The 15,885-nt window shown below is 46.8% G+C and carries 14 protein-coding genes and 1 tRNA gene; 14 read left to right on the top strand and 1 reads right to left on the bottom strand.

Annotated features, from left to right (window positions below):
* Positions 1 to 36: 36 nt before the first annotated feature.
* The 7 genes from NFR99_RS01550 to NFR99_RS01520 all read left to right on the top strand — a co-directional run bounded on the left by NFR99_RS01550 (position 37) and on the right by NFR99_RS01520 (position 8,248).
* On the top strand, positions 37 to 2,694 hold the full coding sequence (locus NFR99_RS01550; protein ID WP_251352367.1) for an Ig-like domain-containing protein: 2,658 nt from the start codon (positions 37 to 39) through the stop codon (positions 2,692 to 2,694).
* A gap of 659 nt (positions 2,695 to 3,353) precedes the next feature.
* Positions 3,354 to 3,426: transfer RNA gene (locus NFR99_RS01545), tRNA-Lys, on the top strand.
* Positions 3,427 to 3,578: 152 nt separating this feature from the next.
* Positions 3,579 to 4,052, top strand: coding sequence for a YbaK/EbsC family protein (locus NFR99_RS01540; RefSeq protein ID WP_120480878.1), 474 nt, complete (start codon positions 3,579 to 3,581; stop codon positions 4,050 to 4,052).
* A gap of 70 nt (positions 4,053 to 4,122) precedes the next feature.
* Positions 4,123 to 4,500: a RidA family protein gene (locus tag NFR99_RS01535; RefSeq protein WP_120480877.1), complete on the top strand. Its 378-nt coding sequence runs from the start codon at positions 4,123 to 4,125 to the stop codon at positions 4,498 to 4,500.
* A gap of 37 nt (positions 4,501 to 4,537) precedes the next feature.
* Positions 4,538 to 5,986 (top strand): aminoacyl-histidine dipeptidase, encoded by a 1,449-nt coding sequence (locus NFR99_RS01530; RefSeq protein WP_251352360.1) that lies wholly within the window; start codon positions 4,538 to 4,540, stop codon positions 5,984 to 5,986.
* 66 nt (positions 5,987 to 6,052) lie between these two features.
* On the top strand, positions 6,053 to 6,751 hold the full coding sequence (locus tag NFR99_RS01525) for an MBL fold metallo-hydrolase (protein ID WP_120480875.1): 699 nt from the start codon (positions 6,053 to 6,055) through the stop codon (positions 6,749 to 6,751).
* A gap of 72 nt (positions 6,752 to 6,823) precedes the next feature.
* Positions 6,824 to 8,248 (top strand): hypothetical protein, encoded by a 1,425-nt coding sequence (locus tag NFR99_RS01520; RefSeq protein ID WP_120480874.1) that lies wholly within the window; start codon positions 6,824 to 6,826, stop codon positions 8,246 to 8,248.
* 32 nt (positions 8,249 to 8,280) lie between these two features.
* Here NFR99_RS01520 and NFR99_RS01515 read toward each other — a convergent pair whose 3' ends face one another.
* The gene (locus NFR99_RS01515; protein ID WP_120480873.1) at positions 8,281 to 8,976 is read right to left on the bottom strand and encodes an anaerobic ribonucleoside-triphosphate reductase activating protein; all 696 of its coding nucleotides are present in this window, start codon (positions 8,974 to 8,976) and stop codon (positions 8,281 to 8,283) included.
* Between the two features lie 296 nt (positions 8,977 to 9,272).
* Between NFR99_RS01515 and NFR99_RS01510 the strand changes: the two genes are divergently transcribed.
* The 7 genes from NFR99_RS01510 to NFR99_RS01480 all read left to right on the top strand — a co-directional run bounded on the left by NFR99_RS01510 (position 9,273) and on the right by NFR99_RS01480 (position 15,593).
* Positions 9,273 to 10,622 carry a sensor histidine kinase gene (locus tag NFR99_RS01510; RefSeq protein ID WP_158604756.1) on the top strand — a complete coding sequence of 450 codons (1,350 nt, stop codon included), beginning with the start codon at positions 9,273 to 9,275 and terminating at the stop codon, positions 10,620 to 10,622.
* Between the two features lie 91 nt (positions 10,623 to 10,713).
* Positions 10,714 to 11,454 (top strand): LytR/AlgR family response regulator transcription factor, encoded by a 741-nt coding sequence (locus tag NFR99_RS01505; RefSeq protein ID WP_120480871.1) that lies wholly within the window; start codon positions 10,714 to 10,716, stop codon positions 11,452 to 11,454.
* Between the two features lie 123 nt (positions 11,455 to 11,577).
* Complete coding sequence (locus tag NFR99_RS01500; RefSeq protein WP_251352358.1) at positions 11,578 to 12,429, top strand: ABC transporter ATP-binding protein; 852 nt, start codon at positions 11,578 to 11,580, stop codon at positions 12,427 to 12,429.
* Positions 12,426 to 13,169 carry an ABC transporter permease gene (locus NFR99_RS01495; protein ID WP_243126489.1) on the top strand — a complete coding sequence of 248 codons (744 nt, stop codon included), beginning with the start codon at positions 12,426 to 12,428 and terminating at the stop codon, positions 13,167 to 13,169. Before NFR99_RS01500 ends, NFR99_RS01495 begins: the two co-directional genes overlap by 4 nt.
* 255 nt (positions 13,170 to 13,424) lie before the next feature.
* Positions 13,425 to 13,928 carry a hypothetical protein gene (locus tag NFR99_RS01490; RefSeq protein WP_120480869.1) on the top strand — a complete coding sequence of 168 codons (504 nt, stop codon included), beginning with the start codon at positions 13,425 to 13,427 and terminating at the stop codon, positions 13,926 to 13,928.
* A gap of 67 nt (positions 13,929 to 13,995) precedes the next feature.
* Positions 13,996 to 14,571 (top strand): HdeD family acid-resistance protein, encoded by a 576-nt coding sequence (locus tag NFR99_RS01485; protein WP_158604755.1) that lies wholly within the window; start codon positions 13,996 to 13,998, stop codon positions 14,569 to 14,571.
* A gap of 14 nt (positions 14,572 to 14,585) precedes the next feature.
* Positions 14,586 to 15,593, top strand: a complete 1,008-nt coding sequence (locus tag NFR99_RS01480) for an SGNH/GDSL hydrolase family protein (RefSeq protein ID WP_251352356.1) — start codon at positions 14,586 to 14,588, stop codon at positions 15,591 to 15,593.
* The last annotated feature ends 292 nt before the right edge of the window (positions 15,594 to 15,885 follow it).

Raw genomic sequence — 15,885 nt, 5'->3', positions numbered from 1 at the left:
GATTTAGGGCTTGACATTATTAGGAAGGATAAAAATATGAACTTTTTGTTTTCTATAAAAAAAGTGACTAGACATATATTTTGCTTGTTTATTGTCAGTCTAATGTTTCTGGTCGTAAATGTAAATACTGTATATGCCGCGTCAAATCCTTATCCGGCAACACAGGATATAGATGGAGATGGCAATTATGAAATTCCTTGCACCCGTTTTGCATGGCAGCAGGTGTATGAAAACTTGGGAGTAGCTCTGCCGGGCTGGGGGAATGCTGTCAATTGGTGGCAGTCGGCTATAAATGCTGGATATGCAACCGGTAGTGAACCAAGAGCTGGCTCGATAGCTGTGTGGTCAGGAGATACATATGGTCATGTTGCCTATGTGGTGTCGGGATCTGGCAATACTTTTACAGTAAATGAAGGTGGAAGAACTGATTTAGATCATACGAGCAGTCATGGAGTGTCTTATGGATATACACTTACAAATGCAGTTGGCGGAGCAAGGCCGTGGGATCCGGGAAAAAGATTATTGGGATTTATATATCCTGCCGCTGTTCCGCCTTCTAATCCGCAAATTGCGTTAGGCCAGAACTGGTTCGATTTAGCGGATAATGTGTACGTTAGAGTTAGCGCCAACGGAGCAGTTAATTATTATGGCGCAATGTATAAAGATGGAGTGAGAATCTGGGAAGGCCATATTACGAATGGTATTTTGGAGTTTCCTGCAACGCAGTTTGGCGTTGGAGAATATTCAATTTATGCATCATGTTCGAATTCATCGGGAAGTGTAGATACGCCGTGGGCAAATTTTTCAGTTGTAGCAGGGGCCGGATATTCAGATGTTTCTGTCAGCAAGAGACATTATAATTTAGAGGATACTGTTTCGATTTCTGTAAGTACAGTTTGTGCACATGGACAGGTTATTGGCATAAATAAAGAGGGTGTGGGCAGAATTTATACAGGAGACACTGCGTCTCCATATACAATTGGGGCAAGTAGTCTTGGAAAGGGCAGCTATAGCGCTTATTTTAGTGTATACAATCATTATGGAGGCGTTGATACAAGAGCGATTCAGTTTGAAGTGGATCAGCATACTTATAGGTTAACCGAAGAAACTGAAGCTGGAAATGAAAGATATGAATGCAGTGTATGTGAGGAAGACATCAACATAGATTTTTCAAAGGAAGAGTATGTTATTACGGAAGGAAGCAGCATTAAAATCCCTGTAATAATTACACCGGAAGTTTCTGAAATTGACTGGGTCTCCAGTGACAGCAGCATAGTATCAATCAGTAATGACGGTAAATTAGAGGGAATAAAAACCGGCGAATGTACGGTCACTGCTAAGATAGAGAATATAGAGAAAACATATAGGATAACTGTTAAAAAGAAAAATTTTGCTGAGCCAGAGATTCACAGTATATCAGCAGAAAAGGCATATGTAAGTAAAGATGGAGGTAAGGTGGTTATTACTGTAAGGGGAACATCACTTCCAGAAGATTTGAATTATTCTATTGACAGTATAAAAGTGATGAATGAGTCAATGGCAGTGAATCCGACACGGGTCAAGACGGTTGGGACGCTCCTTGAAAGAACCTTTGAGATAACGTTACCAGCTACTTCTGGATATAAGGAGACCCTTCAGTGGAGAGTAAAAGTATCTACAATTCCACAGATATCTGGAGAGTGGGCATCTGTAACGCAGCTTATTAGTATTGAAGGAGATGCTGTTGCAGAAGGGACGAAAAGTGCGCTTCGTGGAGTGATAGAAGAGAAAAAGGAATTTCAGGAAGGGGATTATACGGCTGGCAGCTGGGCAGCATATACTACGGCAATTAAAAAGGCAGCAGATTTGTTAGCAGATAAGGCGGCAATTGCAACAGATACGGCATGTCAGTGCGTGCTGCAGGAGGTAAAGGAAGCAAGAGAAAACTTAATTAGGACATTGGCGCCGGATGATAGAAGTAAGCTAAGCAGCGAACTGGAAAAAGTATCGAAACTTAATAAAGCAGATTATACAGCAGACAGCTGGAAAGCATACGAGACGGCAATCGAAGAGGCTAGAAAGCTGGTAATGGATAAGGAAGCAACTGATGCAGCGTGCCAGGCAGCAATTAAGAAAATTGAGGCTGCAAAAAAAGCGCTTGTAATCCGTAAAAAAGAACCTGTAAAAGTAAAAAAGATTTCTATAAATACATTGGCTCTCTCAGACAAGATTGCGTCTGGCAAGAACGTTCAGCTTACAGCAAATGTGGTTCCTGGAAATGCTGCCAATAAGACAGTGAGGTGGGAAGTTTCTAACGAACGGTATGCATCAGTAAATCAGAACGGAAAGGTTACTGTAAAGAAAGCAGGCGGTGGAAAAACAGTTACAATCATAGCCACAGCGGTAGATGGAAGTGGGGAAAGGGCTGTTTATAAGCTTAAAATCATGAAGCATGCAGTGGTAAAGATTCAGCTTAAAGCAAAGAAAACCGTAAAAGCCGGAAAGAAATTAACGATAAAACCAATCGTTAAGACAACGGGTAAGAAAGCAAACAAAAAGCTGGTATGGACAAGTTCTAATCCCAAATATGCAGTCGTAAATTCAAAAGGAGTGGTTAAAACCAGAAAAGAAGGCAAAAATAAGAGCGTCCGCATCACTGCAGAAGCAACAGATGGAAGCAATAGGAAGGCAGTTATCACAATAAGAATCAAATGATAACATAGAGTAGGACAAAACTCAAATGTGCGTTTTATTTTGCCCACTGAAGACAAACTCCTCTGCAGACCTGCGTAACCATTGAAAAAGTAATCTTCAAAATATAGATTTCCTTTTCCGAAGGTAAAAAATACATTCAAAGTAAAATTGTTAAAAGAGCCGTTCTATTGAGGCATCTACAGAAATAGGCGAGCATCGGATTGCGATAGCCACAATCTCAAGAAAAAAGTTTCGAGAAAACGGTACGAGAATATCGGATAGTGTGCCATAATCCAGGTGTTGCTCACCGATACCCGCAACAGGAGGTGTTTGCATGGAAGTTGTGATTTCTTTTTTAGTTGCTGTTTCGGCTGGTGTAGCCTGTCACTACATCATCAAATGGTTAGACAGTGACAACAAGAGCAACAACTAACCTGGTGGGCGCTTTGCCACTATATCTGAAACTTATCCGTAACAGTTCAGCTCAGGACGTTGCACTTGCTGCAAAGTCCGTGAAATAGCGTTTCCGTTGATGGACATCAAGCCACCACGAAGTGGTTTTGCATGGCTTGATGCCAGGAACAGGAGAAAAAATAAAAAAATGAAAAAAACCCTTGCATTTTGCAAAAACCTGTTATATAATATCTCTCGTGTCAAAGAGAAATAACTGAATAAGAAGAGCGCGATTAGCTCAGCTGGCAGAGCACCTGACTCTTAATCAGGGTGTCCAGGGTTCGAACCCCTGATCGCGCATCAAAGCACTGTTTTTGACGGAAAGCGTCGGGGGCGGTGTTTTTTCTTGTGTTTACAGGGAGTTTAGATGGATGCTGCTGTTTTCTTTGCGTTGACAATTTGACAAAAAGTGGTTACATTATATGTTAGGTAAATGGAAAGGAAGATGAGTGATGTCAATTGAACGGGTGAAAGAATATTTCAGACAGTATGGCATGGAAGATAAGATTATGGAATTCGAGATGTCGAGCGCCACGGTGGAGCTGGCGGCAGAGGCTGTAGGCTGCGAGCCTGCGCGGATTGCAAAAACGCTGTCGTTCAAAGTGGGGGAGACACCGATTCTTATCGTAGCGGCGGGCGACGCTAAGGTGGACAATCCCAAATATAAAGCGCAGTTCCGCACAAAGGCAAAGATGCTGGGGAAGGATGAGGTGACGGCTCTGATTGGACATGCGGTGGGCGGAGTCTGCCCGTTTGCGGTAAATGAAGGAGTGGAAGTTTATCTGGACGAATCCCTCAGGCGTTTTGAGTCGGTGTACCCGGCGGCAGGGAGCGGAAACAGCGCGATTCAGATGACGATGGCGGATTTGGAGAAATATTCGGGCAGCAGTCAGTGGATTGATGTATGTAAAGGCTGGAATGAATAGAAAATCTGTGGTATAATTAAGAAGATATTAATATTTAGATTGGAAAAAGTTAAGAAAGAGGGTAAATGCTATGGCAAAAGAGATTATTCATACAGATGATGCACCCAAGGCGGTAGGGCCTTATGTGCAGGCAGTAAAAACGGGCGGCGTTATTTATTGCTCCGGGCAGCTGGGGCTGAACCCGGAGAATGGTAAGCTTTGCGAAGGTGTAGAAGCGCAGGCGCATCAGTCGCTGAAAAATCTGGGAGCGGTTTTGAAGGAAGCGGGGAGCAGTTACGGCAAGGTGATAAAGACTTCGATTTTCCTGGCGGATATGGATGATTTTGCAGTGGTGAATGAGGTCTATAAATCTTATTTTGACGGAGAATTTCCTGCTCGTTCCTGTGTACAGGTGGCAAAGCTGCCGCTTGGCGGGCTGGTGGAGATTGAATGTATTGCCGAGGCATAAACTACCCTGAATATAAAAGAAACCTGGAGGCAGCAGTATGTCAGTGTTAAGCGGTCTGAAACCGGAGAGAGTCTTTTACTATTTTGAAGAAATCTGTAAAATTCCCCGTGGTTCTTTCCATACGGAAAAAATCAGTAGTTACCTGGTGGAATTTGCCAAAGTACACGGTCTGGAGTATCGGCAGGATGAGAGCGGAAATGTGGTAATAAAGAAAACGGCGTCGAAGGGCTATGAGGACGCCCCTGCGGTTATTCTGCAGGGGCACTGTGATATGGTGTGTGAGAAAAAGCCCGGATATGCCCATGATTTTGAGAAAGACGGCCTGGAGCTGGCAGTAGAAGGGGATTTGCTTAGCGCCAGGGGCACTACGCTGGGAGGAGACGACGGAATCGCTGTGGCATATGCGCTGGCTGTTCTCGAGGATGATTCCCTGAAACATCCGTCACTGGAAGTTGTGATTACCACAGATGAGGAAGTGGGGATGCTGGGGGCTATGGCGCTTGATACCTCGGATTTGAAAGGGACTTACATGCTGAACATAGACTCCGAGGAAGAGGGGAAACTTTGGATTAGCTGTGCCGGAGGGCTTTCAGCTGTCTGTGAGATTCCGGTGGAGTACAGGGAAACGCAGGGCGTGAGATACGAGGTAATGATAGAGGGGCTTGCCGGAGGGCATTCAGGAGCTGAAATTGATAAAATCCGTGCGAATGCCATTAAGCTGTTAGGACGCTTTTTGTTTGAACTTTCGGGGCAGGTGGAATTTTTTCTTACAGAGCTTGCCGGAGGGCAAAAGGACAATGCGATTCCGAGAAGCGCCCGGGCGGTTTTTCTGGCGGATGCCTGTGCAGAGAAAGAGATTGCAGAGGCTGCGGCAGAGTTCGGGAAAAACTTAAGAGCCGAGTACAGCGGCACAGATGATGGGATTTCTGTAAACGTGCGGACGGAGGGTGAGACGGAGGGAAGCGCTTTGACAATGTCTGCGCAGCAGAAGGTTTTATTTTTCCTTATGCAGTTTCCGTATGGCGTCCAGAAAATGAGCGGAGAAATTGCGGGGCTGGTAGAAACCTCCGTCAATCCGGGAATTTTGTGCATGGATGGGAATGCGTGCCGGATGACGGCGAGCCTGCGCAGCTCTGTGGGCAGTGCGAAAAAGGCTTTGTCCATGCAGATACAGTATCTTACTGAATTCCTGGGCGGAAGCTATACGCCGGAGGGCGCGTATCCGGCGTGGGAATACAGGAAGGATTCGGCGCTGCGGGAAATTATGGCCGATACGTATGAGGACATGTTTGGGGAAAGGCCGGAAATTAAAGCAATCCATGCGGGATTGGAATGCGGTATTTTTTATGAAAAGATTCCGAATCTGGACTGTGTGTCTTTCGGGCCGTCGATGTCCGGTATACACACGACAGAAGAAACGCTTTCGATTTCTTCCACGGAACGGATGTGGAAATATTTACTGAAAGTTCTGGAAAATATAAGATAACAGGACTTGCGCGGTTACTGTGAAGGAAGCGGGCAGTAAATAACGCGTTTAAAACGAGGTATAAGTATGAACGTAACTTACATTTATCATAGTTCATTCCTGGTAGAGACGATGTCCGGTTATCTGCTGTTTGACTATTTTAAAGGGGATTTGCCTGAGCTGTCTCCCTATAAGCCGTTGTATGTATTTGTGAGTCATGGGCATGGGGATCATTTTTCAGCCAGCATTTTCAATCTGGCGAAAAAGTATCCGTATGTGTATTATTTCATGTCGAAAGATATCTGGGAGAAACGGGTTCCGGAAGAGTTATTGGAACGGACGATTTTTATAGGACCGGATGAGCGGATAGGGGATTCCTCGCTGATGATTGAAACGCTGCAGTCTACGGACGACGGCGTGGCGTTTTTGATAGAGATTGACGGGAAAGCGATTTACCATGCAGGCGACCTCAATGACTGGAGCTGGGTGAATGAGCCGGAGGACACGAATGCGTGGATGAGGAAGAACTATCGGAAAGAGATTGCGAAGCTTGCCAGGAAGCGGCTCCATGCGGCGTTTGTAGTGCTTGATCCAAGGCAGGAGATGGAGTTTGCCAAAGGAATTACCTGGTTTTTGCAGCATGTGGAGGCAGCAGCTGTCTTTCCTATGCATTGCTGGGATGACTACAGCATTATTTCAAGGTATAAGAACCTGCCGGAGTCAGCGCCATACAGGAACAGAATCTGTGATATCACGGCGCCGGGGCAGTCTTTTTGGATTCGCTGAACTCTGCTATGTTGGAATGAAAATCAGATAATAAGCATATATTAGCGTTAAGAAAAGCAGGGAGCGAAAGCTTTGTCAGAATATCGACGTTTTGTTGCTTATATCTATGAATATACGAACGGAAAGAAAAATAAAAATACAGGTTTTGCCAAGGTGGAATCCCGAAATGGGATTTGCCGGATGCAGGTACATCTGCAGAAGGTTCCCCAGGAGAAAGAAGCCCTGAACATTTATGGATTTGTTCGCGAGGGCGGCTGGCTCCTGGGGATTTCTCTTGGAAAAATATGCATACAGGGCGCATGCGGGGACGCCCGTATACAAACGCCGTCCCAGAATATCGGAGGAAGCGCGTATGCACTGCGGCAGATTGCAGGAATCTGGATAGAAGGAAGCCAGGGACAAAAATATCTGACCGTATTTGATGACGAGGGGATAGATACGGGACGTCTGGTAACGTCACTTCCGGGAAAGGCAGAAGTTGAGGAAGTGCAGCCAATCGGGGGGCAGACGGACAGACGGGAGACGGAACAGCGGGATAAAGAGGCGATAGAGCAGATAGAGAACTGGAGGAAAAACCAGGTAAAGGAGCAGGAGAAGGAACTAAAGGAGTATCGGGCAGGAGAAAAGGAAAGGCAAGCCCCGGGGGAATCCATTCAAGAAACAGAAAACAGGGAAACTGAGGAAGAGTTTCTTGTAGAAGCAGAGAGTGAAGAGATTTTGGAAGAACCTGTTGCAGAAGCAGAGAGTGAGGAGGTTTTGGAAGAGTCCATCGCGGAGACAGAAACGGAAGAACTCTCTGAAAAAGTAGAGACAGAAGAAGTCCCGGAGGAAGTATCTGAAGGGAGAGACGGTGAAAGCGAGCCGGAAATCCTGACGGAAGGATTAGAGCAGAAGGAAGAACCGGAGAAAGGAAAAACATCAGGAAATTTAGTTTTTGGAGAAGAAACGCCGGAACAGTTTGAAGCAGAAGGAGAGCCGGAGGTTTCGGAACAGGAAATACATAAGGAGAGTCCGAGACATGTCCATGCCCAGGAAGCAGCGCTCCGGCTTGAGGAGGATATGGGAACCCCGCAGCAGGATCATGCTGCCAACGGCGGCGTCCGCCCGGTTTCTCCTTCAGGCGGAGGAAGCCGTCCGCCCCAGCTTCAGGGGCTGGATCGCAAATGGCAGTGCATGGGCGGCAGATGCCCGCATTTTCAGCCTTTTGCGGATGATGAAGTGGCTGATTGTATCCAGATTACCCCGAGGGAGTTGCGCGTTATCCAGCAGGGAAATTTCCGTGCCGGAAACAATAGTTTCCTGATGCATGGGTTCTGTCATTACAGGCATCTGCTGTTCGGTAAATGCCGGGACGGAGGATACATTTTGGGAATTCCGGGAGTGTTTGAAAGCCAGGAACAGTATATGGCAAATATGTTTGGTTTTCCCATATTTAAAGAAGCAGTATCGCAGAATCAGGGCGGGAGATTCGGGTACTGGTGCCGCCGCCTGCCGTAGTTCGGGAATATGGGAGCCGCCCGCGGTCTATATTAATCAATTCCCCTGACTTCGGCCAGGGGGATTTTTTTGCGCAGGATGGCACAGAAGCCTTCGAGTTCTTCCTTCGTATAACTGGAGAAAACAGGGTGGATGACGCTGGCAGATTCCCGGTAAGCCTGGAGGTAATAGGCGCGGCATCCTTCCAGCCAATCGGCGATATCCTCAAAATCTTTGGAGGTATGCAGTTCACGAGTCACGGTCGTGCGGAATTCATAATCGGAAACATGAGATTTCAGATATTCCACGGATTCTTCAATAAGAGAGAGGTCTACCCGGCTGATTCCGGCAGCTTCCGGATAGCGGGCGCGGGAAGTTTTGATGTCCATAGCTACATAATCAATCAGGTGATTTTCATAAAGATACCGGACAACCTGCGGGCGGGTGCCGTTGGTATCTAATTTTACAAGATATCCCAGGTCTTTTATTTTTTGGATGAGTGCGGGCAGCTCAGCATGGAGCGTAGGCTCCCCGCCGCTGATACATACCCCGTCCAGAACCCCCCGCCGCTTTGTCAGGTATGCGAGCACTTCTGCCTCGGGAATGGCGGATTCCTGTTCGGGATGGAGAACCAGATTTCCGTTCTGGCAGAAGGGGCAGCGGAAGTTGCAGCCGCCCAGGAAAAGGGAAGCGCCCACTTTTCCAGGGTAATCCAGAAGTGTCAGGGTGTTAAATCCATATATATTCATGTGTAGGAAAGTCCTTTCTATAGTCAATCTTTCATATCATCGTGTTTCTTAAATAGTATACATGACACAGCTTTTTTTGCAAAGTATCAGGATAAGTGATAAGATATAAAAGATAGCGGCATAATGCATAAAATTTTTATTCCCGAGAGCAATGAGCCAAGCAGCCGTGCTTGCGTGGATATTTGGCGAATGCCGCGAGGGTCAAATACCCCGCCCCTTGGGGCGGAAAGAACAAGCTGGGTCACGCCCCGTAGCTTACTGCGGGGGATTTGACTTAGCGGATGGAGGGAAATGCTATGGGGTATTCTATGTCACAGATGTTATGGGTGTGTGCATTGTATATGATGGATTCCCTTTGTTCCCATATGGTACTGGGATTTTATCTTTTTGCTGTGCTGGACGAGAAGCTGTGCTGGAAGAAGATGGGAAAATTTGTTCTGCTTGCAGGAAGCTTTCCGGGAATCTTTGGAGGCTTGGGTGGACTCTTTATGCCGGGGCAGGTGCTGCTTTTTTATGTGCTTTCTACAGTGATTGTTTTTTCTATAGCGACGTTTGTGGTATCCCGGCTGTGGAACCGGGATTTATGGAGGGCATTCTGCCTGGTTGGGATTAGTGCGATTCTTCAGGTATCGAATGCTGCAGTTGTCGGATCCATTGTGCAGAGCATTACGCTGGAGCAGCTGGCAGACTTTTTGCTTTTTGCACAGCAGATGTTTTTACTGTATCCTCTGACAGCCTGGGGGATCAGCAGTCTGCTGAAGAAACTTCATTTTGGACGGCCTATCCAGTACTTATTGGAGGATGGGCGGCATATCCGCCGGACGGCAGTTGTTGTACTTCTTCTTGAGATTACGGTGGAAGTATTTTTTACACAGCGTATGATGTTAAATAATAAGCTGCTGTTTACTTATAATGCGGCCGTTATTATCCTGACGCTTTTGCTGCTCTGCCTGATTATGTATCTGGCTCGGCGGGAGGAGAGTACCCGGAAAATCCAGCTGCAGGAATCTATGATTCTGCAGCAGCAGATGTATGTGGAAAACTTGGAAGAGATGCAGCGGGAAATGCGCATTTTCCGGCATGATTATAAAAATATGCTGTCCGGGATGTATCTCTATGCGCAGGAAGGGGAAGTAGGGAAAATACAGAAAACCCTGGAAAAGCTGGAAATGGATTTTGACCAGAAAATTGGAGAGAAGATTTATGCTACTACGCAGATGGGAAATATCCGGATACCGGAAGTGAAAGGGCTGGTGATGTCCAAGCTGGTAAAAATGAATGAACTGGGGATTCCATGCAGGCTGGAGGCGTTTTATCCAATTGTGGAAATAGGGATGGATATCTGGGATTTTAACCGCTGTCTGGGGATTTTACTGGACAATGCCATAGAAGCGGCGCAGGAAAGCGGACAGCCCGGTGTGGAACTGCTTCTGATGAGCCAGGGAGGTTTCCTGACAGTCCGTGTGGCAAATCCGTGGGAAGGCGAGATAGATATAACCCGTATTTGGGAAGAGGGATACTCCACGAAAGGCGGAGAGCGGGGACTGGGGCTTTCGAGCTGCCGAAAGATTTTGGAGAAGTATCCGGGAGCCGTGCTGGTTACAAGCTGTGAAAACAAGACATTTGTGCAGGAGCTTACCCTGTAAATGCTGTCAGCAGAGGTTCCGGTTACAATGTGGGGACAGGGGCGCGGCAGGTAAAGCAGCCTGCCAGAGCAGGACGATGGGAGAGCGGATTATGATAGAAATTTACATATGTGACGATAATGAGACGGCAAGAAAGCAGATTCGGGAAGAGATAGAGAAGAAGCTGCTGATTGAAGATTATGATATGCGGGTGGTTTTTGACGGGGGTGAACCGCGCAGCTTTCTGGAGACGGTGCGGGGCGCACTCCAGAAGCGGAATGTGTACTTTCTGGATGTGGAACTTCATGATACAAAATACGATGGGTTCCTGTTGGGAAAAGAAATCCGCATGCTGGACCCCCGCGGTATGCTGGTGTATATTACCAGCTTCCAGAATCTTGCATACAGGACGTTTCAGTATCACCTGGAAGCGTTTGATTATATTGTGAAATGCGGCGGAGGCCAGAGGGAGTCCATTGACCGCTGTTTGGAGGCGCTGCATCTGCGGCTGAAACAGGAGGCGCAAAAGGATGTGGACGAAATTTATTCTGTGAAAGTGGGGGATACTTTTAAGAATGTCCCGGTACAGGATATCTTGTTTTTTGAAACTTCCCAGAAAGGCCATCATGTAATCCTGCATACAGAGTGCAGCAGGATGGATTTTGTGGGAAACTTAAATGAGATAGAGGGACAGATGGGGGAGAGGTTTATCCGTACCCACCGATCGTATCTGGTGGCAGTGGAAAAGATTACAGAGATTGACTTGAAGCATAATAAGGTGAAGGCTGGAAAACAGGAATGTCTGGTTTCGCGGAAAATGAAGTCGGCGTTGATGGAGAGGGTGAAAATGTAAAGGCATAAGAGGATTTTGTATATTAATATGGCCATTTGGGAAGAAAATCGTGCCGTTTAGGAAAAATTGTTGATTTTCAGTTCTTTTCGGGATTAAGATAGCTGCGAAAGGAGCTGATAAGGGATGGATAAAGAGTATATCCGAATGGAACATATCTGCAAAAGATATGACAAAACCCCGGTGCTGAAGGATTTGAACGCTGTTTTACAGAAAGGGGAAATTTTAGGCTTTTTAGGGCCGAGCGGCGCGGGAAAGACTACTACGATTAAGATTCTCACCGGGCAGTTAAAGCCTACGTCGGGCGAAGCATATGTGCTGGGCATTCATGTGAAAAATATTGATGAGACAATCTATGAACAGATTGGGATTGTTACAGACCAGTCAGGAATTTATGAACGGATGACCATATATGAGAATATGAAATATTTTGCCCGGATTTTAAAAGCTGACGGAAAACGGATTGATGAATTGCTGGAACGGGTAGGGCTGGAGAAGCATAAGAAAAAGCCGGCAGGCAAACTCTCGAAAGGCCAGGCACAGCGTCTGGTACTGGCACGGGCAGTGCTGCACAAACCGCGTGTGCTTTTTTTGGATGAGCCGACCAGTGGGCTGGATCCTTCCACAGCTTTAGATATCCATCGGCTGTTGGTGGAGATGAAGGAAGAGGGGATGGCAATATTTCTGACTACCCATAATATGGAGGAGGCAGAAAAGCTTTGTGACCATGTAGCGCTTTTGAATGACGGAGAGATTGTGGAGTATGGTACGCCCCGTGAGCTGTGTCTGCGTTACAACAAAGAAAAGTGCTATAAAGTGCTGTTGGAAAATGGCGAAGAACATGTGCTAAAGCAGACAGCGGAGGATATTGAGCGGCTGTCTGGGTGGCTGCTGGGGAACCAGGCGGCGGCAGTCCATTCCTGCGAGCCGACCCTGGAAAATGTATTTTTGACAGTGACAGGGAGGGAATTACGATGAAAGCGATACATGGAAATAAACTGGCAGCTGTGACGGAAATGAAGCTGAAGGCGCTGTTCTCCAAAAACTTTATCATTATGCCGGTTTTTGCAATCGGGCTTACGTTTGTGATGAAACTGGTTTACGGTACTGTGCTGGAAGGGGAAGCGGGTATATTTGGGAAGGCTTATGCACTGGCATATGGAGCGCTGATGAATATTTGTATGACCGGAGTTTACTGTGTAAGCGCGGCGCTGGCAGAGGAGAAGGAGAAGCATACGCTCCGTGTACTGATGACATCTTCCGTAAATGGGACGGAATTCTTCTTGGGAAGCCTGATTCCTGTAATCTTGATGGTGGAAGCAGTAAATGCGCTGCTGGTGCCGCTCGCAGGTGTTACTATGGATGCGGCGGGCTGGGCGATATATCTGGGTATTTCTCTCCTGGCAGCTATTGCAGGGGCGGTGATAGGTATGATTTTTGGCATTTTTGCGAAAAATCAGGTGACTGCCAGCACTGTGACGACGCCGATTATTATGGTGCTTATGATGGTTCCGATGTTTTCCCGGTTAAATGAAATGCTGGGGACGATCACCGATTTCCTTTTTACGGGAATCATGATGCACACGGTAGAGAATATTGTAGATGGAAGCAGGAATCCTGTATCGGTGAGCAGTCTTGTTATCCTGGTGGGGGAAATCTTGCTGGCTATGGGAATTTTTCAAGTTGTCTACCGTAAAAATGGGTATGATTCTGAATGATTGATATTTGAAGCAGAAAAGAAGAAAGTATCGAAAGGATACATGAGGTGATTTTGCCTCATGTATTCTTTTCTATATATAGAGCTTTTGTTTTACCAATGCCAATCTGGGCGCAGATTTGTTGGTTTCACGATGGCTGGTGAAAACGGTTTGTGAAGGAATAGCATCTCCGGGGTAGCGGAGATGCCGTTTCTTGTGTTATAATCCAGATGACAGCAGGAGAGATGCGGTAAATATTGATAAAAGGGGGGAGCCATGCGGAAAGCAGTAATAATCATTAACGGAAACGGAGGGGTAGGCAAAGATACGTTGTGCGAATTTGCAGGCGCGGCTTACCGGACACAAAATATTTCTTCGGTTACCCCGATTAAAGAGATTGCCTCCAGGTATGGATGGCGGGGTGAGAAGGATTCCAGGTCGAGGAGATTTCTGGCAGATTTAAAGAGGGTGTTTAGTGAGTACAATGATTTGCCATGCAGATATCTGGAAGAAGAATACCGGAAATTTCTGGAGAGCGATGCACAGCTTTTGTTTGTGCACATCAGGGAGGGAGAAGAGATAGACAAATTCAAGCGGCATGTGGATATTCCATGCATCACGCTGCTGATACGGCGGGGAAGCGCGCAGCAGAGCTGGGGTAACGCATCCGACGATAATGTAGAAAAATATGCCTATGATTACTGTTATGATAATGACAGGGAATTGACAGAAGCGAAGGATGATTTTGTCCGTTTCCTACAGGATATTTTGGGATTTTAGTACAGGCTGGGAGCTGCGGGGCTTTTGGGATGCTGTGCAGCCTTGGTATGAAGGAGGAATGGGATTTATGAGACGCTTTGTGGAAACTATGAGAAGGAGCTGGGTGTTTTCGTCTATTATTACTGTAGCGTTGGGTGTAGTGCTGCTCCTTTACCCGGATACGACCAGTACAGTACTGTGTTATGGCGTGGGCGCTGTGCTTTTGTTTCACGGGATGCTTGACCTGGTGCGCTACTTTACCAGGCAGGAGGGAGAATTTTTCCTGAGGTATGAGCTGGCGGCCGGTATTATACTTTGCGCCGTAGGAACTTTTATGCTGATTCAGCCGGAAATCGTAACGATGGTGATTCCTATGATTTTGGGAATTTATATTGTGATAGACGGCGGGGTGAACGTACGCCGCTCCTTTGAGATGAAGGAGCTGGAGTTTTCACGCTGGTGGGCGGCGATGGTTGTAGCGGCGCTGATGATCCTGCTGGGACTGGTAATGTTTTTAAATCCTTTTGCGGCGGCTCAGGTTACGGTTATGTTTATCGGCGTTGTCCTGATATATCAGGGAGTCTCAGACTTTATCATCCTGATGCTGATTGGCGTCTGGAAGAGACGGCTGGAGAATCGGCTCGAAGAGCAGGGTGGAAGATAAGATAGGAGTGTGTAATGAATAAACGCATACGAAGGATTTTTCTTCTGCTGGCGCTTTTTCTTCTGGCAGGAGCCGGAGCGAGGGCGCAGGCAGGGGGATTTAACTTGATAAAGACTGTTATGGAGCAGCCTGCTCCTGCGGGCAGATGGGTGAAAGCCGGGTCAGGATACCGATTCCGCTATACCGTATCGAAAAAATATGCTAAAAATACCTGGATAAGAACAGGCACAAAAATTTCTTTTGTGGATCGGGCAGGCTTTCGTGCGACAGGGTTTAAAAAATACAGGCAGAAAACCTATTATCTGGATGCCAGGGGATACCTGGCTCTGGGATGGCAGAGGATTGGCGGGGAAAAATACTATTTTTCCAGGAAAACAGGAGCGATGCTGACAGGCTGGAAGGAAATAGGCAAAAATAAATATTATTTTTCCGAGAAAGGAATCCTTCAGAAAAATACCTGGGTTGGCAGCCGGTATGTGGACGCCGGGGGACGCTGCCGGGACGCGAAGAGGATATTTGTAGGCGATTCCCGTACTGCCGGTATGCGGGACGCAGTGAATAACAGAGATACTTATATCGCACAGTGGGGAAAAGGTTATGAGTGGTTCGCGGACGCCGGAGTACGGAAGTTACAAAGAGTATTGGATAAAAGCCCCTATTCAGCCGTTATTTTTAACCTGGGTGTGAATGATTTAAAAAACGCAGAGCTGTACGTGGGTATATATGAAAGGCTGATACGGCAGTATCCGAAGGCAAGGTTTTATTTTATGTCGGTGAACCCGGTGGAGGAGGGGTTTCTCCATGAAAGCGGCTTTAGCCAGAGAGAGAATGCCGTGATAGAAGGGTTTAATCAGAGAATGGAGCAGGTTTTTGGAGGGCGTTACATAGACAGTTACCACTGGCTTTTGGAGAAAGGATACCTGCGGGAACAGCCGGGAGGATACGGGACTATTGATGGGTTACACTATACCGATACGCTCTACCGGAAACTGCATGGGTATGTAGCTGCGCAGGTGAGGTGAAAGCGCCGTAACAGTTCAGCCCAGGACTTTGCGCTTGATGCAAAGTCCGTGAGAATGCGTAAATTCAGCCAGAGAATCCGGCCCTTTGCGAACAGCAAACTTTAAATGGGCTGGATTACGTAACGGTGAAGCCGAAGGCTGAACTGTTACAAAACGCCGGGAAACTGCGGAAAAAAGGCTTGACTTCCCCTGTTTGCCTATGGTACACTGAGAAGGCGAATGGAAGTAGGTCTTTTTTTTATGCCTAAAATCGACGGCCTGCCAGGCCGCCGGCAAAATACAACGAGAGAGA

The organism is Hominisplanchenecus murintestinalis (genome assembly GCF_943193015.1).
GTDB classification, from domain to species: Bacteria; Bacillota; Clostridia; order Lachnospirales; family Lachnospiraceae; genus Hominisplanchenecus_A; species Hominisplanchenecus_A murintestinalis.
Note: the sequence above shows the minus strand (reverse complement) of the source record. Positions and strands in the feature narration are given on the sequence as shown.